General features: G+C 67.6%; 19 protein-coding genes. All 19 read right to left on the bottom strand.

Annotated elements, in window-relative coordinates:
* Positions 1–592: 592 nt before the first annotated feature.
* The 19 genes from VF746_25005 to VF746_24915 all read right to left on the bottom strand — a co-directional run bounded on the left by VF746_25005 (position 593) and on the right by VF746_24915 (position 20,877).
* Positions 593–1,975: a serine protease gene (locus tag VF746_25005; protein HEX8695698.1), complete on the bottom strand. Its 1,383-nt coding sequence runs from the start codon at positions 1,973–1,975 to the stop codon at positions 593–595.
* Positions 1,954–3,111 (bottom strand): hypothetical protein, encoded by a 1,158-nt coding sequence (locus tag VF746_25000; GenBank protein ID HEX8695697.1) that lies wholly within the window; start codon positions 3,109–3,111, stop codon positions 1,954–1,956. The genes VF746_25005 and VF746_25000 overlap by 22 nt, the downstream gene beginning before the upstream one ends.
* A 979-nt stretch (positions 3,112–4,090) precedes the next feature.
* Positions 4,091–4,828, bottom strand: a complete 738-nt coding sequence (locus VF746_24995) for a ZIP family metal transporter (GenBank protein ID HEX8695696.1) — start codon at positions 4,826–4,828, stop codon at positions 4,091–4,093.
* A gap of 362 nt (positions 4,829–5,190) precedes the next feature.
* Positions 5,191–6,327 carry a hypothetical protein gene (locus tag VF746_24990; GenBank protein ID HEX8695695.1) on the bottom strand — a complete coding sequence of 379 codons (1,137 nt, stop codon included), beginning with the start codon at positions 6,325–6,327 and terminating at the stop codon, positions 5,191–5,193.
* Positions 6,328–6,558: 231 nt separating this feature from the next.
* On the bottom strand, positions 6,559–8,343 hold the full coding sequence (locus VF746_24985; protein HEX8695694.1) for a PQQ-dependent dehydrogenase, methanol/ethanol family: 1,785 nt from the start codon (positions 8,341–8,343) through the stop codon (positions 6,559–6,561).
* Entirely contained in the window at positions 8,340–8,906 is a 567-nt protein-coding gene (locus VF746_24980) for an MSMEG_3727 family PQQ-associated protein (protein HEX8695693.1), read from the bottom strand. Before VF746_24980 ends, VF746_24985 begins: the two co-directional genes overlap by 4 nt.
* A gap of 529 nt (positions 8,907–9,435) precedes the next feature.
* Positions 9,436–11,046: a GMC family oxidoreductase gene (locus VF746_24975; GenBank protein ID HEX8695692.1), complete on the bottom strand. Its 1,611-nt coding sequence runs from the start codon at positions 11,044–11,046 to the stop codon at positions 9,436–9,438.
* Between the two features lie 372 nt (positions 11,047–11,418).
* A complete protein-coding gene (locus VF746_24970; GenBank protein HEX8695691.1) occupies positions 11,419–12,381 on the bottom strand; it encodes a hypothetical protein in 963 nt (320 codons plus the stop codon).
* A 345-nt stretch (positions 12,382–12,726) separates the two neighbouring features.
* Positions 12,727–13,224: a GNAT family N-acetyltransferase gene (locus tag VF746_24965; protein HEX8695690.1), complete on the bottom strand. Its 498-nt coding sequence runs from the start codon at positions 13,222–13,224 to the stop codon at positions 12,727–12,729.
* A gap of 287 nt (positions 13,225–13,511) precedes the next feature.
* Positions 13,512–13,709 (bottom strand): hypothetical protein, encoded by a 198-nt coding sequence (locus VF746_24960; GenBank protein ID HEX8695689.1) that lies wholly within the window; start codon positions 13,707–13,709, stop codon positions 13,512–13,514.
* Positions 13,710–13,779: 70 nt separating this feature from the next.
* Positions 13,780–14,316: a hypothetical protein gene (locus tag VF746_24955; protein HEX8695688.1), complete on the bottom strand. Its 537-nt coding sequence runs from the start codon at positions 14,314–14,316 to the stop codon at positions 13,780–13,782.
* A 46-nt stretch (positions 14,317–14,362) separates the two neighbouring features.
* The gene (locus tag VF746_24950; GenBank protein HEX8695687.1) at positions 14,363–14,920 is read right to left on the bottom strand and encodes a sugar O-acetyltransferase; all 558 of its coding nucleotides are present in this window, start codon (positions 14,918–14,920) and stop codon (positions 14,363–14,365) included.
* Positions 14,921–14,940: 20 nt separating this feature from the next.
* A complete protein-coding gene (locus tag VF746_24945) occupies positions 14,941–15,390 on the bottom strand; it encodes an SgcJ/EcaC family oxidoreductase (GenBank protein ID HEX8695686.1) in 450 nt (149 codons plus the stop codon).
* A 19-nt stretch (positions 15,391–15,409) separates the two neighbouring features.
* Positions 15,410–17,587 carry a hypothetical protein gene (locus tag VF746_24940; protein ID HEX8695685.1) on the bottom strand — a complete coding sequence of 726 codons (2,178 nt, stop codon included), beginning with the start codon at positions 17,585–17,587 and terminating at the stop codon, positions 15,410–15,412.
* Between the two features lie 223 nt (positions 17,588–17,810).
* The gene (locus VF746_24935) at positions 17,811–19,046 is read right to left on the bottom strand and encodes a serine hydrolase (protein HEX8695684.1); all 1,236 of its coding nucleotides are present in this window, start codon (positions 19,044–19,046) and stop codon (positions 17,811–17,813) included.
* A gap of 32 nt (positions 19,047–19,078) precedes the next feature.
* Positions 19,079–19,348 carry a hypothetical protein gene (locus tag VF746_24930; protein ID HEX8695683.1) on the bottom strand — a complete coding sequence of 90 codons (270 nt, stop codon included), beginning with the start codon at positions 19,346–19,348 and terminating at the stop codon, positions 19,079–19,081.
* 127 nt (positions 19,349–19,475) lie between these two features.
* Positions 19,476–19,973, bottom strand: coding sequence for a hypothetical protein (locus tag VF746_24925; GenBank protein ID HEX8695682.1), 498 nt, complete (start codon positions 19,971–19,973; stop codon positions 19,476–19,478).
* Between the two features lie 2 nt (positions 19,974–19,975).
* Positions 19,976–20,443: a GNAT family N-acetyltransferase gene (locus tag VF746_24920; protein ID HEX8695681.1), complete on the bottom strand. Its 468-nt coding sequence runs from the start codon at positions 20,441–20,443 to the stop codon at positions 19,976–19,978.
* Between the two features lie 53 nt (positions 20,444–20,496).
* Positions 20,497–20,877, bottom strand: coding sequence for a GIY-YIG nuclease family protein (locus tag VF746_24915; protein ID HEX8695680.1), 381 nt, complete (start codon positions 20,875–20,877; stop codon positions 20,497–20,499).
* Positions 20,878–21,386 lie beyond the last annotated feature (509 nt).

Genomic DNA, 21,386 nt, shown 5'->3' with positions numbered 1-21,386 from the left:
ACACGCTCCGCCCCGAAGATGTGCTGGAGGAAGAAACCGTCCCTGCGGCGGCGTAATTCCAGGGCTATCTAAGCGATAATAACGGCTCGCGGTAACTGGGGGCGTTGTCGTTCAGTATCCAGTTACTCAGGAGGGATGACCGTCAGCTCTCGTGATGCCGAGTCGGAGAAGCATACCCCATGGATGGCAGGTCCTGTCGGTGGAAGGGAATGGCACCAGACTCGGACATCAATTCGCACCGAAGTCCGCCCGGGGGCAAATCCCACCACGACTCGCTTCCATGGGGTTGTACCGCCTCGTAAACCTGCTACATGAGTATCTGCAAGCCGCCACTCTACCTCTGTATCACTCATGAATACAGTAACAGAATCTTGGTTGACAGTTTTAATAGTCGCAATGGCTGTATCTCCCACCGACAGAACATCAGGCCAACTCTCAATGACAATGTGAAGAGATTGGACGTTTACGGTGGGCCCAAGATCAAAATAGGCACAGGCCGAGGTCGTTGATGCGAACAAGGCTGTAACTATCCCGACTCTCAAATGTCGCGAGAAAACTCGCACACGCCGTCGAAATGGTACATTCCCAACAATCAGCATGGACATTCATCCTCCGGAGGTACAGTGAAAAGGTCCGGTAATCGTGTTGTAAACCCGAACATGAGCTGGAGAGTCGTTGGGACATCAATGGGGTCCCGTCCAGAATCCATAAGGAATAGGGAAACCGATGCTTGCAGTCCAAATCCCCACTTGAGATACGACTTGTATCCAGCTGTGGCGACAAAGCCGTCAACGCTGATATTACGAACGCTCTGTAGAGTCGCCGGCGCGCCTGTTGATAAATCGAACGAGTCGGGAATCACCACCTGCTGACGAATCGCGCTGTACACTGGAAATAGGCGCTCCAGACCAATAAATGCCACATCAGGCTGACTGCTGCCGAGAAGCGCCCAATTGATTTCAGAGACGTGTCGGACGCCCGCGGCTATGAAATTGCCGGCTAGCGCTCTAAATCCCTCCTCATTCCATCCATTAAAGCTTAAGGACTGGAACGCCGCAACCATGTCCAAGTGCCGGCTTGCCCGATATGCTGCCTCGGCACGGAATCCTCGCTGTATACGTGTAGAATCCAGATTCTGAGCAGGATTAGGTAACGCTGCCACTGAAACTCCACCATGCCAAGTGTGCTTCCTCTCAACCCACCGAGGCTGGAGATCTAATTCAATTTGGCAAGCTTTTAGGAACTGAAGCACGACATCCCACCGCACCGCTTCCACACTCGGGGGGGTATCCTGAACAATTATACCGACTACCGCACCCTCTTCATCAACTAGTAATCCACCGGAGTATCCCGGTGCAATCACAAAACTACGGAAACGCAATCGGGAACTGTCGATTTCTGCAATGTGAGCCTCATCGGGTAACCGCCAACACGCACCATCCGGGCACCCGAGACTGAAGACGCGTGTATTGTGCGCAACTATACTGCTATGATAATCCAGTAGTAATATTCTAGGCAGGTGATACCCAGACAGATTTTCCGTACGATGCTTCACTCCTACCACAGCAAGGTCAAGTTCCCGATTGAAACAGTCAGTGTGAAACGCGGGAGTGGGTTCCAGCTTGGCGTCCAACTGAACTGACATTGCAGAGACCTGCCCTGTATTTGGCCTCACGTGATGATTCGCGGTAAGGATGAAAATGCTATCTCGACGAGCACCGATCACGAACCCGGCTGCTAGTAGGTTATGCGTTCCTTGCTCGCCTTCAGAAATTTCGACGCGGACGGCGGCGAGCAACTGTTGAGCCGCATTCGGTCCAGTGAGTGCCTTCTCAGGAGCTGGACCACCAATCTGATAAAGATTTGGGGTGCGGACGCACGCCCCTAAAGCGGCCAGCAAGGCCGACATTAAGAAGGTACAGATACCTCGCCACACCGGAGAAGAAATCATCATCATGATCTCTCGATCAACCATCTGACAGCGGCGATTACAAGCGGAATTACAGTACAGGCGCTAATCCACAAGAGCTTGACTGGATGTCGCACTGAAAGCCATTCCAGCAGAGTGGGTTTAAGATCTTTCGAGTTGACTCGCACGTCGCGAGCTCGCCCAGTCACCACAAAGATGCCCGTGGCGGGCGCGAACGTAAGTTTGGCGAGTGAGAGTTGCGTTCCAGCCATCGAGAAACGGGAGGAATTAGGCAGACCAACAGCTCGATCATTCAAATCTACGAGCCGAAGCTCACCACTGCGGATTGTAGATACATCGGGACTAGCTGCCCACGTATTTTGACCCCGTGGTTCTTCTATTTGGAACGCGATTTTCTGAATTCGCGCCTCACTAGCAAATTCAATCGCACTATCTTGCACAAACAATTCAAGGGCCGCACCATTCGAGCCGGGGACTAAAATAAGGTCCCTAGAGCCTATACCTTTTTCGGTGCCCAAAACCGGTCGTATCCCGGTAAGCGACACCTCACCACTTGAACATCCGTTTCTGCACCAAAGCCGAATCGCGATCCCGGATGTTGTACGCTCAACCTCCATGACAGTCGCCGCAGGTAAAACGAATCTGTCTACCAATATTTTAGCGCCATGTCCCGATACCAAAATCTGCGAAGGAAATGGAACACTTGCGCTCAGCGCCTGGCGTTGAGATGTGCCGATATCCACAGGTGAAAGGTTGAATCCGGCTACACCAATGCTATCTGCTTTTAGCCCAAGAGGAATTACTTCGGTAGATTTCAGCGTTAGACGGGCGGCGGTCGCCTCCACTCGCGCAAATACCTCCATTTCGTCTCGCCGAACTGAGAGCAGCAGGAGGAGTGAAAAAATAACGATAGTAGAACAACCAAGCACGAAACGCTTCAGATGATGGCCGAGCACGGCATGGTTATGCAATTCGAGCAGTTTAGAAAGGAGTTCCATCTGCTCAATTTTCTCCCTCTCGGCCAATTGGCCGCCGGAAGTTTCAGAAGCGAGTTGACGAATCCGGTGACGCAGGATGCGACCAAGCTGGACAGAGCGGCGGTAACCCTCCCATATCGATTCTGAAGGGCCCCGCTGAGGTGGCGTTTGGAAGCCACTAGCATCGTGATCGGGAAGGAGCACGAAAGTGAGCCAAAGTTAGGGAAGCCAGAGCACTGCTCGAATTGTCGAGCTACCCTGATCGAATAGAGCTTCGATCTCAAGTGTCACAATCCCTGACGGCAAATCCGCAGGCAGGGGATACTCTACGGGTATATGCGCAGGATAGTATCCAAAACCCAGTGGTCGGCGTACCGGTCCCAACGGCGTCTTCTCGTTATCGTAGAATGTAACATATATCTCCTTTAAGCGTCGACCAGGAAGAAGAGTAAGATGGAATGGAGGACTGGGCTCATCCCCATCTGGGGAAATACGAACAGGAACTAGCACCGAGGTATTTCCATTAGGCAACCGCATCTTGGATGACGCTACGCCTACAAGATGGCGGTTGCGGAGACCAAGTCTTTGAAGAATGAGTGCTGACCATTCGAAGACGCGATTTTCAACGGGACGTCGGGTATCAAGTTGATAGTGAACGGGGCGCCAAGTTGAGCTTAGTCTTAGAGCCACTGAATCAGCACGGATTACCGGCCACACGACTCTTACCGAACTGGCGTTTCTGAAATTCGCACCCGGCCCAGGAGTTCCGAAACCTGCTATGAGAATAGGAGATGCTGAAGATAGTTCGCCACTGTACCGGCCTTCGCAGCGGTTATATCGGAAGGTATAACGCAGAGGGTCAGCCGGAGATACTCGCACGGTCGGATCACATGCAATCCGTTGGGCGGAAGTTTCAACAGGGATCCCAACCAAAAGCAGCCCGAAAGATACTATCCAAAGGAGATTCTGCTGAATACACGTCATTGTTTCACTCCCTACGCTTAGGCGAAAGTACATTGGAGGGGGAAGAGTAGTAGCGAGAGACGTTCGCATGCAAGAGTTCTCGCTTAATGATCGTTCAACTCTTGCAGCAAGGTATTTAGCCTCTGAGGCCTTTCTCCCCCGATCCCCTGCGTCGGTAGCTCGCCACACCTGACGACAGAGTGCGGGTTCATCAACTGCCCTACAACGCCGCCTGGAAGCCGAGCATGGCCACGGCGGCGACGACGGCGGTGGCGGCCACGGCGGCGCGGCCGGCGGTGCGCAGCGCCTCGGGGATCAGCTCGGCGGCGATCATCCACCCCATGGCGCCGGCGGCGAAGCCCAGCCCCACCGGGAGCACGGGGGCGAAGGCGCTCACCAGCAGGAAGGCGGGAAGGGCCATCAGCGGCTGCGGGAGGCTGGAGAAGACGCTCCAGAGCGACGCCTTCCACACCGGCGTGCCGTGCGGCACCATCGACAGGGCGATCGCCAGCCCCTCGGGGATGTTGTGCACCGCGATCGCCAGGGTGATGAAGATCCCCAGCGCCTCGCCGCCGCCGAAGGAGACGCCGACTCCCACCCCCTCGCTGAAGGAGTGCGCCGTCATCACCCCCATGAGCAGGAGCACGCGGCGCGCGTCGGCGCCGCGCAGCTCGCCCCAGCGCACCGGGCGCCCCTCCAGCCAGCGGTGGCTCACCGAGATCGCCAGGATCCCGACCGCGATCCCCAGCGCCGTCCTGAGCGCGCCGCGGCCCACGCCCTCGTACACGAGCCCCAGGCTGGCGCCCCCCATCAGCCCGGCGGCGGCCGCGCCCGCGAGCCCCACCCAGCGCGGCGGCAGGTTGCGCGCGAAGAGGAGCGGGAGCGCGCCCAGCCCCGTCGCCACCGCCGTCAGCAGCGCGAAGAGGAACACCGACAGCGGCGTGATCCCGAGAGACAAGGGCGGCTCCCTTCCGGTTGAGCCCGCACGGACCTGCGCTGCTTATCAATAATCATTCTCGATAAACGGCACAACCCGGGGCTCCGGGTACGCTGTACCAGAAGCTGCGCGAGGCCGGGTGGAGGAGTGTGGGACGGAGGCGGGAGGCGCTGTGGGAGGTTGCTGGACTGGGGATCGTGCTGCTTCCACCGGCTCCGGCGCCGCGCCGGCGGCCCCCCGCGCCTGTCCCTCCCCGAACCGCAGGGGAGGGATTCTGGCGTTGCGCGCGACGGGTGGAACCCGGTCTCAGGAGCTCGAGGGAAAGAAAGACTCGATCACGAGCCGGGGCGCTGGAACACGGCGCGCCGGGGCTCGAGCCGCCGTCAGAGACGCATGTCCACACCGGCGAAGAAGGTGATCTTGCGCTCTTCTCTCTGGCGGCGGACCCCTTCCAGCTCCTCCAGCTCCGTCACCTTCACCGCGCTGATCCCCACGATGACCCCCGCGTCTCCCAGCACCCGGCCCGCCGCCGCTCCGAGGATCAGCTCGTCGAAGGGGGCGCCCTGCACGAGGTTGAAGCCGAAGGCCGGTCCGAGGGAGACGCGCCGCCAGGGAAGGCGCGGCCGCAGCGGCCAGTTCAGGTAGCCTGTCAGGTAGAGGTTCGGCCGGAAGCCGGATCGCGTGCCCGTCACCTGCGTTCCTTCCACCACCTCTCTGCGCGGGCCGAACGACGACCCCGCGGTGATACCCACGTCCCAGAGCGATTGCGAGGCGTTGCCCAGGTTCGTGTACACGCTCCGGAGGCGGCCGGGCAGCTCGCGCTGCGAGGACGGCCCCAGCCCGAGCTCGACCATCGCGTTCTCCGAAAGCTCCCAGCGGTCCAGGGCCACGTACATGCCGTTCCCCCCGGGATCCGTCGAAAGCTGGCGCAGCTCGATGAACTTGCTGGAGTCCGGGAGCGCCGCGGCCCGCGGTGGCTCCACGGCCGAGAAGAACTTCGAGCTGAGGGCCTTGACGAGCGCCGCCAGCATCGGATCCCGCTGATAGTTCACCGACCGTCGGCTCAAGGAGAGGTCGCGGCGCAGCGCCCCCGTGTCGCCGGGAACCAGGTCGAGATCGGAGAACACGAGCACCCATACGTACTTCTCGCCTCGGAACTCCGCCCTTTCGTCCAGGCCTTTCGTGATCGCCTGGTGAACTTCGCCGTCGGCGCCGATGTAGACGACCCAGTCGACGAAACCGGCTCCCCGCGCCGGGCCGAAAAAGCGCCGGAGGGCGTGCTCCCAGCAGTGCGCCCGCAGGAACCGCCGCAGCGAGTCGATGCTCGCCGGGTGCATCCGGACGAGCTCGTAATGAATAAAGGAACCCGACTGGGGCTCGGGGATGTCTCCGAACGCGGCCTCGCACTGTGCGTACGTCCTCGCGTGGCCGAGGTGCGGATCGGTCGCGTTCTGACCAAGGATGGGGAGGGCGCAGGAGACGAGCGCCAGCAAGCTGGTGAGCGAGAGCGGGATGCGCATGAAGATATCCTCCATTCGAGCGGAAACGGCGGATGTGGGTTCGGTGGAGCTCCTTTCGTCGGCGGCAGGATGGGCGGGGAGCCGGACAGGCGGAGGACGGACCAGCAACGGACGCTCTACGAAGAGTGCGGCGAAACATCCCTTCCTGCAATGATTTGATGCCCGCAACGAAGGGGCCGGATCGCTCCGGCCCCATCGTCCCTGGATCCCTCGTGACCGTCCGGCCCGGCCTCACGGCAGGCTGAAGACGACGATCGACGCCCCGCGCGGTGCTGCGGCCATCTCGGGGGCGAAGCCCTTGGTGGCGGCGCCCCAGCCGGAGGGGACGGCCACGTACTGCTTCCCACCCACGCTGTAGGTGACCGGGCTGCCGTGGATCCCGCTCCCGGTCTGGAACTGCCAGAGCAGCTCGCCGGTGCGCGCGTGCAGCGCCGCCAGCTCGCCGCTGGCCCGGCCCACGAACACCAGCCCGCCCGCCGTCGCCAGCACCGACGAGACCACCGGGTGGGGGTCGCGCCAGCTCCAGGCGATGCGCCCCGTCGCCGGGTCCACCGCCTTCACCTCGCCCCACATCCCCTGCGGGTCGGGCATGAAGGAGCCGCCCCAGAACTGCAGCCCCTCCTCGAAGTCGCTCTCGGCCAGGAAGTAGGTGGCGCACAGCTCGATCACCGGCGCGTAGAGGAGCCCGGTGCCCGGGTGGTAGGCGGCGTGGTTCCACTCCTTCGCCCCCGCCAGCCCGGGGCAGATGCGCGTCCCCTCGCGGCTGGGGGTGAGCTTCACGGTCACCGCGCCGGTGCGCTCGTCCACGTCGGCCCAGGTCACGCGCGCGTAGGGGGTCACGTGCACGGGGCGCCCGTCGGCGCGGTCCAGCACGTACAGGTGCCCGTTCTTGTTGAACTGCGCCACCAGCCGCCGCCCGCCCCGGTCGAAGAGGATCGGCTCGGAGATGGCGTCGTAGTCCCACACGTCGTGCGGCGTGGTCTGGTAGTGCCAGACGAGCCGCCCGTCGCCCGGCCGGAAGGCGACGATGGAGCTGGTGTAGAGGTTGTCGCCCGGCCGCACGCTCCCGTCGAAGTCGGGCCCCGGGTTCGACGTCCCCCAGTAGACCAGGTCCAGCTCGGCGTCGTAGGTGCCCGTGGTCCACGAGGTGCCGCCGCCGCGCGTCCAGGCGTCGCTCCCCGCGGGCCACGTCTCCGAGCCCGGCTCGCCCGGCGCGGGGACGTTGTAGCGCCGCCACACCCGCCGCCCGGTGGCGACCTCCATGGCGTCGATGTGGCCGCGCACCCCGTACTCGCCCCCCGCGCTCCCCACCAGCACCAGGTTCCTGACCACGAGCGGCGCCCCCGTGGCGCTCTCGCCCGCCTTCACGTCGGCGAACACCGTCTCCCACACGGGCCTGCCCGTCACCGCGTCGAGCGCCACCAGGTGCGCGTTGGCGCTGGCGAAGAACACCTTCCCCTCGGCCACCGCCACGCCGCGGTTCACGTTGCCGCAGCAGAGCGGCACGTCCACCGGCGTCGGGTGATGGTACTGCCAGAGCGTCTCGCCGGTGGCCGCGTCCAGCGCCCACACCCAGCCGTCGTAGCCGGAGACGAACATCACCCCGTCCACCACGATCGGCGAGGCCTCCATGGCGTAGGTGGCGGGCGAGGCGATGAGCCCCAGCACCCCCTGCTGGAAGATCCAGGCGGGGCGCAGCCGCTTCACGTTCGACGTGTCGACCTGGGCGAGCGCGCTGAAGCGCTGGCCGTCGTAGGTGCCGAAGTAGGTGAGCCAGTTCCGCGGCTCCTCGCGCGCGCGGAGGATGCGCTCGTAGGTGACAGACGCGGCCACCGGGGGCGCGGAGCCGCGCAGCCGCGCGTTCTGCCTGGTGCTGGGCCGCGCCTGCTCGCTCACCGGCAGGTTGGCCCACGGGTGCCCGCAGGCGGCGGCGAGGCAGAGGGCGGCGGCGAGGGCGAGCGGGGTCGGGGCGCGCCGCGGCCGGGCGGGCGCGGCGCGGGGGGGCGTCCTGGTCATTGGCCGGGCCGGCGCTGTGGGGGGCGGGCGATGCGTGCCTCGGGCGGCACGTCGCCCTCGACGATGATGATCCCCAGCATCCCCTGCCCCGAGTTGTTGGAGATCGGGTCGGCGAAGGTGTACATCCCCGGCGCGTCGAGGTTTACGCGCACGCGCCCCGCCTTCCCCGCGGGGAGCACCAGCACCTGGTCGGCCGCGTCGTCGGGGAAGTAGGCGATGTGCGCCCCCTCGTCCTCGTTGGCCACCTCGACCTCCAGCGTGCCGGGACGGGGGAGGACGATGACGGCCGGCTCCCACAGCATGGCGTGCATGCGCACGCGCAGCCGGCTGCGCATCACCCCGTCGGCGCCCACCTCCGCGCGCGAGAGCCCGCCGTGGGCGAAGAGCCGCCCCAGGAGCGCCTCGTTGGGGTGGTCGACCTTCGGGAGGTAGTTGACGAGCCGCGCGGTGCGGGGGTTGATCTGCCGGACGACGCTGGGACGGAGCAGCCTGAGGTACTCGCACCCGGTACAGAGGAGCGCGAGCGAGCAGGCGATGGCGAGCGGGACACGGGTGCTGCGCATGAGCACCGCCTCGGCTGGAGGAAGTCCACCCTGCCGCGCAGGACGACGCGGAAATCGCCGCCGACGGATGCATCGCGTATGCCGAACCGCAATCCCGCCTCGATCCCAATCGTGATGCGGGTTTTCGGGGACGAGGCGCGTCGGGCCGTCGGCTCGCGCGCCGACACCTGGCGCGGCGCTGTTTCGATGCGCTACACGCGAGAGCCACTCGAGACGAGCGCCTGAAGACGCTCGCTGAAACTACGGGAAGCCCTTCGGGCTGCGGGGGCGGCCATTCGCGCGTCGGGCGAAGCACGTGGAGGGAGAGACCTGCCGAGCATCTCACGAGCCGATCTCGACGGTCCGAGCCGATGCCAGCCCCCGGGTGCAGTTGAAGCCTCGCTGCGCCGAACCTTCCCCGTGACATCGTCCGGCGAGGCTTTCCGTAGTTCCAGCGAGCGTCTTCAGGCGCTCGTCACGGGGGCGCTCGCGATCCCGGCGCTCGTCACGGGGGCGCTCACGATCCCGGCGCTCGCGGTCCCGGCGCTCGTCACGGGGCGTTCGCGCTCCCGGCGCTCGCGGTGGCGTGCTCGTGATGACGGCGCTTCGCCGGGACCAGTCCCATGGCGCGCTCGGCCAGGGCGCAGATGGTGAGCGACGGGTTCACGCCCGGGTTGGCCGAGACCGCCGAGCCGTCGACCACGTACAGGCCCGGGTAGCCCCACACCTGGTGGTCGGGGCCGATCACGCCCGTGGCGGCCGAATCGCCCATCACGCACCCGCCCAGGATGTGCGCCGTGGTGGGAATCCCCAGCACCGTCTCCGTGGCCAGGCTGGCCGGGTAGCCGCGCGTCTTGGCGGCGATGCGCTCGGCCAGCTCCGTGGCCTCGGGGATGGCGGCCGTGGGCGCGGCGCCGTGGGCCAGCACGCTCCTCACCGCGCCGAAGAGCCGCCCCGGCCGGAGCGACAGGTGGCTGTCGATGGTGCGCATGTACAGCAGGATCAGGGTGTGGCGCGCGAAGTCGGGCACCAGGAACGCCTTCAGCGAGCGCCAGGGGTGGCGCACGGTGAAGCGCAGCGCGTTCCACAGCCGCTCGAACGCCGTGGCGCCGGGGCCGTGCGGCGCCATCAGCACCCGGAAGAAGCCCGCCCCGTCGGGGTAGCGCACCGGCTCCAGCGTGGAGTGCTCGTCGGTGCGCAGGATCGAGGTGATGGCGACCCCCTCCGACATCGTCCGGTCGCGCCGCTCGCTCACGATCCCCATCAGCACCTCGGAGTTGGTGCGCACGAACTCGCCTAGGCGCTCCGAGAGCCGCGGCAGCCCGGCGGGGCTCGCCTTCAGCCTGAGCAGCAGCGGCACCGTGCCCAGCACCCCGCCGGCCAGGACCACGTTCCTCGCGCGGTAGACGCGGCGCCGGCGCGGCCGCCACCAGCGCGCCGGCCCCTCCAGCGCCTCCACCTCGTAGCCGCCCTCCACCGGGCGCACCCACACCGCCTCGTGCTCGGGGAGCACTTCCAGGCCGCGCTTCTCGGCGAGATAGAGGTAGTTCTTGTCGAGCGTGTTCTTGGCCCCGTGGCGGCACCCCAGCATGCAGCCGCCGCACTGGTTGCACCCGGTGCGCTCCGGCCCCTCGCCGCCGAAGTAGGGGTCGGGCACCGTCACCCCCGGCCGGCCGAAGAAGACGGCCACGTCGTTGGGGCGGAAGTCGGCCTCGCGCCCGATGTCGCGCGCCAGCTCGGCGAACACCTCGTCCGGGTAGGTCTTGTAGGGATAGGGGACCACGCCCAGCATCCGCCGCGCCCGCTCGTAGCAGGGCCCCAGCTCCGCCTTCCAGTCGCCCAGGTGCCGCCACGTCGGCGAATCGAAGAAGCCGTCGCCCGGCACCTGCAGCGTGTTGGCGTACACGAGCGACCCGCCGCCCACGCCCACGCCCGAGAGCGCGGTGATGTGCCGCAGGAACTTCATCTGGAACGGCCCGCGCAGCCCCAGCTTCGGCATCCACAGCCAGCGGCGCAGGTGCCAGTTGGTGCGCGGGAAGTCCTCGGGCCGGAAGCGGCGGCCCTTCTCCAGCATCAGGACGCGGTGCCCCTTCTCCACCAGCCGCAGCGCGCTCACGCTGCCGCCGAACCCGGAGCCCACGATCAGGTAATCCCAGGTCATACGCCTGCTTTCGTCACGCGAGTGCCGTCGCCGCCGAGCCCTTACCCGAATTTCACGAATCACTGCGCACAACGGTCCTCTGCCAACCCTGTCATTCCGAGCGGCGCCGCAGCACCGAATCGGAATATCGCACCGAAGCTGGGCGGCGCCCGAGGAATCTACTGACCCCGCATGGACGTCGGTCTGGCACAACGATCCGGCCTCCTGCCGGCCGCGGGTAGATTCCTCGGGAGCCCGGGCGGCTTTGGTGACGACCGCGGATTCTGCGCACCGGGCTCCACTCGGAATGACATCTCTCGGAATGTGAATCCCGGAAGATGGTATTACACCAGTGTGCAACCGAGAGTCGGGCGGAGCGCAGGAAGCGCCCGGTCAGGCCGCGGGAATCAGCCAGGCGAAGAGCCAGGCGGCCAGGTCGGCCTCGTCCACGATGGACCAGGAGTGCGGATGGCGCGCGCCGCCCGGGCGGTAGCCCTTCGCCGTGGTCGTCACCAGCTCCGCCCGCGGGTTGCCGCGTATGCGGAGAACGTTGACGAGCGCCGCGAGGTCCAACGCGTTCATCGCGTGGTAGTCCAGGTTGCGGTTCTCGATCCACCACAGCACGTCGGGCTCCGTGTACAGGCGCAGCGGCGTGGCGGCGAGCAGGCCCGCGTTGCCGCCGTCGGGGGCGGAGGCCAGCACGGGGGAGCTGCGCCGGTAGGCGGCGGGAGCCTCGTCGGGCGAGCCGCCGAGCGCGCGCCCGAGCTCCGCGACCACCAGGCGCGACTCGTCCACGTTCGTGCGCGGGGCGGCGCGGCGGACGCTCAGCTCCTCGCTGCGGTACATGCGCTCGAAGTCCAGCGGGGAGTCGACCGCGAAGACCGCGGCCGGACGCGGGGTGGCCCGGCAGCCGCCCCGCGCGCAGAGCTGCGCGTAGCGGACCGCGCCGGTGCCGCCCGCGGAAAAGCCGCCGATCGCGACGCGGTCCCGCGGAATGCGGTGCCTCTGGAGCACTTCGGCGACGATGTCGTCCAGGATGCGCAGCGGCTCGTCGCCGGCGTACAGCGTCTCCGCGGCGGGGAGGGCCACGATGGTGAGGACGCCGCGCTCCGCCATGCGCGCCGGGAGGGTGGAGGGCGTGAAGCCCCCGGCCGAGAAGCTGTCGACGCCGCTTCCCCAGCCCGGGAGCAGCACCAGCAGGGCCCTCGGCGCGCCGGCGGGATGGTAGACGCGGTAGCTGTTCCGGAGCGTGTCGCCCGGGGTGCGGTGCACCACTTCGCTGCGCTGTCCCTGGAGGGGAGCGGCGGCCAGGAGCGGGACCAGGAGCAGCAGCAGGCGGCAGGCGGATCGGTGCATGGAGCCGGATGTCGGTGGATTGCGGCCGGCGCGGGGCCGGGCGCGGAGCTCGGGGGACGGGAGATCGAGTCTACCGCTGAGCGAAGCTCAATGCCATAGCCCGGGATCGACGTTCGTCTGGCGGGGAGACGGGCCTACGACCGGCGCCCTGGTGAGCCGCGCGAGCGCGGGGCTTGGTGGACCCGGCGGCGGAACGCTTCGCGGCGGCGCCCGCCCTCCCGGCGGCGTGGGCTGACGCGCGGGGATGCCTCGTAACGGAGCCGGAAAACAGCAGGCCTCACGCAGAGTCAGCGGAGGCGTTTCTCCGCTCACTCTGCTGGCTCTGCGTGAGTGAAGCCTTTTTGATCACAGGTCCAGGCGCATGGGCTGGGCGAGCAGGGCCGAGCCGGGCCGGAGGGGCTCCGGGTCGCCGGCGGGCCGGAAGCCGACCCGGGAATAGAGGCGCCACGCGGGCGTGTCTCCGCACGTGACGGCCAGGACCACGCTGCGGGCCTTCGCCCCCCTGGCCCAGGCGACGACGGCGTCGAGCAGCAGGGCCCCGCAGCCGCGGCCCCGGCCCTCCGGCGCCACCCACATCTGGATGACGTGCGCGGTCTCGGGCGCCGCGGGATCGATCGTGCCCCAGGCCATGCCGACGAGCTCGCCCCCCTCCTCGGCCACCAGCGGCAGGTCCCACGCGGAGGCGGCGCCGGACGCCAGGCGCTCGGCCCAGTGGGCGTCGGGCCGCCGCCGCGCTTCCTCCAGAGTGCTGGCGAAGGCGTCCGGCGAGTCGCCGAGCGCGCGCAGCCGCAGGTCGCGGTACGCGCGCCATTCGTGGGCGCCGAGGCGTCGGACGGAAGGCATGGGCCGGACCGTCACCCGCATCACCGAGGCGGGATGATACCTGAGAATGACTACTTCTTCGGAGGCTTGGGAGGGCTGTTCTTCCTGCCGCCACCCGAAGACTTGCCAGGCTCTTTGCTCGGCCAACCGGGATCCCCGCCGCCGCCCTTGGTCCCGCCACCACCCTTGGCTCCGCCACCGCCCTTGGTCCCGCCACCACTCTTGGCTCCGCCGCTACCGTTGCTCATTTCTACCTCCTGGATGATTGAGTTGCGCCGAAATACCAGGAGTTGTCCGACCCGCAATCGTCACGCCCGGCGGCGGTAGGACCATGCGATGAAGCCGAGCCCGGCGCCGACGAACGCCAGCGCGATGGCGCCCGACAGCGGCTCGGAGACGCCGTCGTCGAAGGAGTCGTAGAGGTACAGCGCGCCCTGGATCCCGGCGACGAGCCCGAGCAGCCAGATCAGGAGCACGCGTCCGAGGGAGAGCTCGCGCCGTGGCATGCAGTCCTTCCGAAGCAGGAAATCGGCGACCCGGGACCCGGCTGGATGTCGACGGTGATGCCGAAGTGCGTCATGACTGGCGGAAGAGGCCGGCAGGTTCCCCGCCGTCGCCCCGGGCGTCGTCCCCGCGCTCGACGCCGTTGCTGCGGACGACGAAGTGGCGCAGGCCTTTGCCCGGCTGGAACAGGCGCCAGAGCTCGAGGTCGTCGTGCTCCGCGGGAGACTCGTCGGGGAAGACGTCCAGGCGGTAGCCGGCGGAGAGGACGAGCGTGAAGCCGCCGAGCCCGTCGACCGCGAAGCTTTCCACCGTCACCACGCCCGCGGCCAGCACCCCCTCCAGCTCGCGGTTCCGCACGTCGCGCAGCGTCGCGCCGATCGCCCCACGCTCGAAGTCCTCGCGCGGAGTTTCCGGAGACGCCGGTCTCCAGTAATCGGAACGGCCGGTCACGAGCCCGCCTGACCCGGCGAGCCGCCAGGGGCACATGACGTGGAGCGCGTACGTGGCGTCGGACTCGAAGGTGAACCACTGGAGGTCGGCACCCCGCCCCGTCGCGACCAGGCGTGCGCCGCGCAGGCGCGCCAGCGCGGATTCGATCTCTGTGTCCAAGTCCATCCCGTGGGAAAGTGGCGAACGTCACGGCCGGGGCGGGCGGTCAGAGGCGGCGCACCACGCGGCACGGGCTGCCCACCGCCACCACGCCGTCCGGGATGTCGCGCACCACCACGCTCCCCGCACCGATCGTGGTGTCGTCGCCGATGTGCACGCCCGGGCAGACGATGGTTCCGCCGCCGATCCAGACGCGGGCGCCGATGGTGATCGGGCGCGCCAGCTCGGGCCCGGCGACCCGCACGTGCGGGTCGCGCGGGTGGTCCGCCGTCAGCAGCTGCACGTTGGGGCCGAGCATGGCCTGCTCGCCGATGCGGATCGGCGCCGGGTCCAGGAACACGCAGTTCATGTTGACGAACGCGCCCGCGGCGAGCTCGATCTGCGTGCCGTAGTCGCAGTAGAAGGGCGGCTCGATCACCGCGCCCGGCCCGAGCGAGCCGAGGAGCTCCCGCAGCAGGACCTGCCTCTCCTCCGCCGCGTCCGCGGGAAGGGCGTTGAGGCGCTGCCACAGGTCGCGGGCGCGCAGCCGGGCCGCGGCCAGCTCCGGGTCCGAGGCGAGGTAGAGGTCCCCCCGCAGCATCTTTGCGCGCTCGGTGTCCGCCATGCGCTCGTCGAGGCGCGAGGTCAGGGCTCCAGGTCGAGCAGCGCCCGGCCGCTCTCCGGGTCGAAGGGCACCGACTGGTGCTCGTGGGCGATCGTCCACGCGCCATCGGTCTTCCGGAGGCAGACGGTCGCCCGCACCCACATCTCGACGGCCGTCCCTTCCGTCGTCGTTCCGCTGACGCGGTAAAGGTAGTGGCAGAAGGCCACGTCGGCGCCGGCGGTGACGGCCAGGTCGCGGACCTCGTACCCGATCGGGCCGTCGTACGCGGAGAACCACTCCGCCGCACGCTCCCGGATCGCGGCGGACCCGCGGTACCGCAGCGGTCCCAGGACGTCGAAGGAGAGGACGTCGGCGGCGTGGGGAGACACGACCGCGTCGAGGTCTTTCGCGTGGACGGCCCGGACCCGCTCGCCGATCAGCTCGCGGATGCGCGCGTCGTCGTCCGTCCGGCGGAGGTCGTCGTCGTCCATGGGGGTTCTCCGCGGCGGGTCAGAGCTCGATGCGGTCGATCAGGTCGTGGCACCACGGCCCCGCTCCGGTGATGACCACCATGTGGTTGGACGGCCCGATCGCGTCGACCGTGTTCGTGGGCCAGAACATGTGCACGAAGTTGCCCGCCTCGTCGACCCGGAAGATCCCGCGGAAGTCCGTCACGGTGGCGATCACGGTGCCCCCGGGCACCCGCAGGAACGCCGAGATGTCGTTGCCGAACCATCCGCCTTCCATCACCATCCTCAACCCCCGGAAGTTCGGCAGGCCGAGGATCAGCGCGGAGCTCAGCACCCTCCCGAAGTCCTCCTCGCCGATCCCGAACCACCCGCCGGGCTTCCGCACCACGTCCCCGAGCTCGATGGTCACCCCGCGCGCGTCCACGGCGGGCCGCACGACGTCCGAGGCCGAGCGGAGCGCGGCGACCACGTCGCGCAGCGCCTGCACGTGCCCCGCCGAGGGGAACCGCCGCAGCGGGCCCGGGAAGCCGGAGAACACCGAGAGGATCATGAGGGCCGCCCCGAGCGTGTCCAGGAACGTGAGCACGACCCCCAGGGTGATGCGGGCCGCGGAGAGCGACCGGCCGTCCACCAGCGCCGGGGTCAGGGGGATGACGCCGCCGGTGTCCACCACCACCAGCGGGTCTCCCCCGAAATCGATGTGCTCGAAGAGGATGGCGACCCTGGGGACCACCAGGGGGGCCTGCCGCAGGCGGATCCGCACCAGGTTGAGCTGCACGGTGCCGCACGACGGGACCGTGACCCTGGCCACCAGCGCGATCTCCCAGGTCTTGAACCCCACCCCCGTGGCGCTCGTGTCCTCGCTCACGATGTCGGGATGGAAGAGGACGCGCGCCCGGTCCGAGGGCACCAGGTCGGTCCCGATGGTGAGCGCGCCCTCCGTGACGTGGAAGTCGGCGCGGTCGGTGGTGAACCCGGAGGCGGAGGCCAGGAAGCCGAAGACGATGCCGGCGGTGCCGGCCGCCGTGTCCAGCAGCTGCGTGAGCGGGTTGGCCACGCCCGCGATCCGCTGGACCTGGAAGGCCACGAACTCCTCCGGCCGGATGGGGAGCAGGTTGCCGGCGTCGATGTCCAGGGCGTAGTCCCGGCCGTTCACCACCAGCTTCCACCCCTGCGCCACGAACTCCCCCACCCTGGCGCAGTCCAGCCACGGCACCCGGACGATCGGCTGCACGGCCGACGGGATGTCGTCGCGCCAGATGATCACGAAGCCCCCGGTGTCGCTGGCGGGGAGCGTGGCCAGGACGCCTTCCTCGCGCCAGTAGGGCGTGGGCAGGTTGGCCCCGGCCTCGCGGATGGCGCGCAGCGACTGGCCCAGGGGGCTGGCGGGGTCGACCCGGGGCGCGCGGACCGCCACCAGGCTCTGGATCTGCGGCAGGAGCGCCGCGAGCTGGGCGCTGGGGTTGGCCGCGTACAGCCGCACCTCGCCCCGCTCGGGGCCGCCGAGCCACTCGGTGTTGCCCACGCGGGGCAGGTCGGAGCGCCCGATGACGTGGCCGAAGTACAGGTCGCGGCCGGCGGCCGTCGCCACGTCCGCGTACGGGGCGGGAAGGCCGATGCTGAGGAGGACGGGCGGCGACGTCCGCTCGGCCGCGCCGTCGCGGTTGACGGCCACGAGCGTGGCGGTCATGAAGAGGGCGTTGGTCTGGTACCCCGGGTGGGTCTGCAGGGCCCGGATCGTCGCCATGTCCGTCCCGAACGCCACGTCCGTCGCCCCGCGGTAGGTGTTGAGCTGCTGGTAGAACGGGTCGAGCTCGGGCATGCGGGCCACGGGGCGCGTGCCGAAGCCCACCCCGACCAGGTCCAGCCGCGCCTCGGAGACGCAGACGACCGGCTGCGGGTTGGCGATCGCGATCGGCGGCTGGACGATCGGCCCGGTGATCGTGATCGGGACCGCGCAGGTGTCCGGCCCGATGGTGAAGACGGCCTGGTAGCCGGCGGCGCAGTCCGGCAGGCTGGAGGGCACCAGGAACGAGACCGACAGCGCCGCCCACGTGACGTTGGTCACCGGGAAGGTGGTCTGCCCGCAGCGCAGCACCACGCTCCCGGTGAGGCCGAAGTTGCCGGTCAGGGGGTCGACGGCGGCGACGGCGGTCCCGCCGCGCAGGGCCGGGGTGGTGGGCGACCCGACGGTGAACGTGATGTTCGGACAGGGCACGGGACGCCTCCTCGCTGCATGGGAAGGTTCCGGGAATTCGCCGAGTTCCGTACCGATGCAGACGAGGCGATGGCCCCTGTCTCCTGGATGGCGGCTGCACGGTAGAGTACGCCGCCGGCCGGCCCGCCGCTACCGCGGCCGCGATCGTTTCAGACCGGCTCCCCCCGACCGGTGGATGGGGAGCTGAAGGGCCGATCCGCGGCACCCGCGTCCCGGGCCCGGCTCAGCGGCGCCGGTCGGTCACCGCCCTGATGATCCGCGCGAGCGTGGGAAGCCCCGGGAGCGCCGGCCGCCCCGGGAGGATGTTCCACTGGTTGAAGACGACGACCAGGTCGTCCTCCGGGACGACGACGGGGACCTGCCCGCCGAACCCGGACCCGGCCCACATCACGCGCGTGCTGTCCGTGGGGTTGGGGAAGAGCCACCACTTCAGGCCGTAGCGGGCGCCGTTCGGCCGCGCGGGGTTCACCACCACGGCGGGGGCCAGCGAGGCCCGCACCCAGTCGCGGCTCACCACCTGCCGGCCGTTCCACGCTCCGTCGCGCAGGAACAGGTACCAGAGCCTCGCCAGGTCTTCCGACGCCAGGTAGAGCCCGCCCTCGGTGTCCACCACTCCCGTCGGCGTGCGCTTCCAGTGCCAGTCGCGGATGCCGAGCGGGGCGAACAGGTGGCGCGCGGCGTACTCCTCGATGTCGACGCCCGTGGCGCGGCGGAAGACGTGCGCCAGGAGCTCGCTGGCGCCGCTGTTGTAGTTGAAGCGCGTCCCCGGCTCCTCCATCATCGGCCGGTCGATGGTGAACTTGACCCAGTCGTAGCTGCCTTCCAGGCCGATCGCCGTGTTGGCGGGGTCGCCGTACGGCCGCATCTCGTCCCAGTCCAGCCCGGCCGTCATGGTCAGCAGGTGCCGGAGGGTCATGCGCCGCTTGCGGTCGTCCACGTTGGCGACCATGCCGGAGTCGAAGAACGCGAGCACCGGCGTGTCGAGCGACGGGAACTCGCCGCGCGTCACGGCCGTGCCGATCACGATGGAGGTGATGGTCTTGGTGACCGACTGCAGCGTGTGCAGGTCGCCCCGCCGGTAGTAGGGGTGCCACCACGCGTTGAAGTAGTTGTAGGGCCCCGCGCGGTCGTGGGTGCGCAGCGACGTGGCCAGGCGGGAGGAGTCGCCGTAGGCGGCGTCGTAGTCGTGCTGGTAGCGCCGGTCGTACGCCAGCCGGCCCCGGCGGATCACCAGGAAGCGGTCCACGTAGCCGTAGCGCCCGGAGCGGATCTCGGCGTCGATGCTGTCGAGCACCGCGGCGTTGAGCCCGACCTCCGCGGGCGTCGCCGTCGGCCACCGCTCGGCGGGCCACGACGCCTGCGCTCCGGCCTCCGGCACGGCGGCGGCGAGGAGCGCGAAGAGGAGCGCTGCAAAAGTTCGTGAGGACAAACGGCCTGCGCCGATGCTGGCTGTTCTCATCAGGGGCTCCCGTGGGGTGGCGATCCGATCTTTCATTCAGGGTATTCCTCGCGCGAGCGAGGCGCGTCGGGCAGCTGTTCGTCGAGCGACTGGCGGTAGCGGATGCAGCCGCGCAGGAACTCGGGCCACTCCGGCACCGTCGGCAGCGGGTCCTGCCGCTCGGGGAGCAGACCCCACAGCGCCGGGTGGTGCCAGCAGAGCTCGTGGCCGCTGCTGTCGCGGTGCGCGCGGATCCCCTGCCGCAGCCGCTTCGCCTCCGCGATCAGCTCCTCACGCGACATCCGATCGAGGTCTTCGTCCACGAGCGCCTCCTGAACGGGTGTTGCGAGCGGCCCAAGATATCACGAACCGAAAGGTTCCGCCTCTCCCGTGGAGAAGCGGAACCCTTCCCTCCGTACCGTGCCGTCCCGGCCAGCTCTCGACGCCGCGTCAGACGGCCGCGCAGCCGCGCGACCTGTCCCGGCCGGCCCCTTGCTCCACGCATTCCACGCTCCCCGTCGCATCGGGCGCGCACGCCGCCCTGAGCTCCGCGAGAAGTGCCCTGCCGAGGCTTGCCCGGTGCCGCTTCTCCTCATCGCCGGGCTGCGCCGTCCACGCGAATTTGACCTCGACCGCCGACAGCGAGTCCTGCCCGGCGCCCCACCCGACAAAATAGGTCACGTTCGCGACAGTCGGCCCACCGCGCGCCAGGGAGTCGCGGAGGATCACACCGAAGTGACCCTCGGTGGGGGTCGGCTTCGACGGCATTACCATGACCACGCGAGGCGATGCGGCCAGCGCAGCCGCCACACAGTCGAAAGCAGGTGCAGGGCGCAGTGACTGGCGTACCGCGATGGAGGCGGACGGGGCGCAGGCGGCTGCGAGCAGCAGGAGAAGCAGCAGACCCGCGATGCGCAGAGAAGGACGCGACATTGTCGAGATTCCCATGGCTACGTTACGGCGGAGCTTTCCAGCACTCCGTCGATGTCGTCCCACACCATCCAGTGCCGGTTCAACTCCACTGCGCCGTGACGTCTGTAGAACGGGCGTGCCCGGTCGTCCCCGACATCGACGCAGATGCGGCTCGCCCCGTTCTCGGCGAACCACCCGGCGAGCAGGCGCAGCAGCGCCGTGGCGACCTGGCGCCGCCGGTGCTCCGCCACCACGTAGATCCACTGCAGCTCGCCGTCGCAGCCGAAGCGGCGCGTGAGGTGCCCCGCCACGTACCCGACCGGCGACTCGCCTTCCACGGCCATCCACATCACGCGCGGCGGCAGCGCCTGCTGCGGATGGTGCTCACCCGCCAGGTAGCGCAGCATGCGCTCCTCGGACGCTCCGCCCGCCTCGCCCTCGCGCCGAAGCCGGGCCAGCACCGGCACGTCGGCTAGATCCGCTCTTCGGTAACGCACGGTGGCCATGGCGGTGTCCGCATGCTGTTCGTCACCTCCACACACCCAAGCCCTGCGCTAGCTCAATGCGTATCGAAATCGTTGTACGGTGTCCGGAGAGCTACGGCTGTGTAGACTTCGAGAACGGTTTGGCGAAGCGGATCTTCCTCGGCGACAAACCGCACATCCATCTCGCGAATCCTAGCCTTCGCAGATTCGAATGCTGCTCGGAAAACTGGATCTTCCATCAGTTTGCGTCGCGAGCCTTCGGTCTTGTACGTGGCTTTCAACCGACCAGTCTCTTCGCGCGCAAGCCGAAAGGCGAACGCCGCCATACGGTGTGTGGCACTAGGCAGACAGTGGCGAGCGAGGCGCTTGCGGATGTTTCGACTGCGGCCAACATACAGGTGCTGCGGACCTTCGGAAAACAAGTAAATCCCAGAATTAGAGATCAGCTTGGGCAACGCAGAGTATCGAACAGGTTCCATTTCAATGAGGCGTCGGAAAGACGGCTCCAGGGAATCTACTACGGCTGCAAATTCCGGGTGCATGTGATGCCACGTCCTGTGTTCAGCGCTCACCGCCGAGTCTCAGCGGACGAGATATTGTTTCTAAGGGGTGAGGACAACCATCGACCTCATCATTTGGGGTCCACCCCTGAATACCGGTATGAATTCATGCGGCTGATCACGACGACTTGGCTGTAGCTGTGGTCTGCTTCTGCTTTCGTTCAAGAGCAAGCACAGTTCGTTCGACACGCCACAGTTCTCGCACCCGTTGACCGTAGCGAAACGACTTTCGCGACGAGTATATCCCGGCCCGGATAGATGTCTACCTTGGTTATTCGCCTGAAATCAGCATTGGAGGGCATAGAACGAAAGAACCCATGTCGCATCTTCTTGAGCCGCGGTAAGATGGGTGGTGTCGAAGCAACCATCCGTCCGCGAACCCTCGAAAGCACGACATGGGTGAA

The organism is Longimicrobium sp. (assembly GCA_036389795.1).
Taxonomy (GTDB): Bacteria; Gemmatimonadota; Gemmatimonadetes; order Longimicrobiales; family Longimicrobiaceae; genus Longimicrobium.
Note: the sequence above shows the minus strand (reverse complement) of the source record. Positions and strands in the feature narration are given on the sequence as shown.

Bases quoted from the DNA above. Each gene is read 5' to 3' on its own strand.
- VF746_24950 (HEX8695687.1), bottom strand. From the start codon at position 14,920: ATGGCGGACACCGAGCGCGCAAAGATGCTGCGGGGGGACCTCTACCTC.
- VF746_24975 (HEX8695692.1), bottom strand. From the start codon at position 11,046: ATGACCTGGGATTACCTGATCGTGGGCTCCGGGTTCGGCGGCAGCGTG.
- VF746_24985 (HEX8695694.1), bottom strand. From the start codon at position 8,343: ATGACCAGGACGCCCCCCCGCGCCGCGCCCGCCCGGCCGCGGCGCGCC.
- VF746_24990 (HEX8695695.1), bottom strand. From the start codon at position 6,327: ATGCGCATCCCGCTCTCGCTCACCAGCTTGCTGGCGCTCGTCTCCTGC.
- VF746_24945 (HEX8695686.1), bottom strand. From the start codon at position 15,390: ATGGACGACGACGACCTCCGCCGGACGGACGACGACGCGCGCATCCGC.
- VF746_24970 (HEX8695691.1), bottom strand. From the start codon at position 12,381: ATGCACCGATCCGCCTGCCGCCTGCTGCTGCTCCTGGTCCCGCTCCTG.
- VF746_24920 (HEX8695681.1), bottom strand. From the start codon at position 20,443: ATGGCCACCGTGCGTTACCGAAGAGCGGATCTAGCCGACGTGCCGGTG.
- VF746_24935 (HEX8695684.1), bottom strand. From the start codon at position 19,046: ATGAGAACAGCCAGCATCGGCGCAGGCCGTTTGTCCTCACGAACTTTT.
- VF746_24925 (HEX8695682.1), bottom strand. From the start codon at position 19,973: ATGGGAATCTCGACAATGTCGCGTCCTTCTCTGCGCATCGCGGGTCTG.
- VF746_24960 (HEX8695689.1), bottom strand. From the start codon at position 13,709: ATGCCACGGCGCGAGCTCTCCCTCGGACGCGTGCTCCTGATCTGGCTG.
- VF746_24980 (HEX8695693.1), bottom strand. From the start codon at position 8,906: ATGCGCAGCACCCGTGTCCCGCTCGCCATCGCCTGCTCGCTCGCGCTC.
- VF746_25005 (HEX8695698.1), bottom strand. From the start codon at position 1,975: ATGGTTGATCGAGAGATCATGATGATGATTTCTTCTCCGGTGTGGCGA.
- VF746_24965 (HEX8695690.1), bottom strand. From the start codon at position 13,224: ATGCCTTCCGTCCGACGCCTCGGCGCCCACGAATGGCGCGCGTACCGC.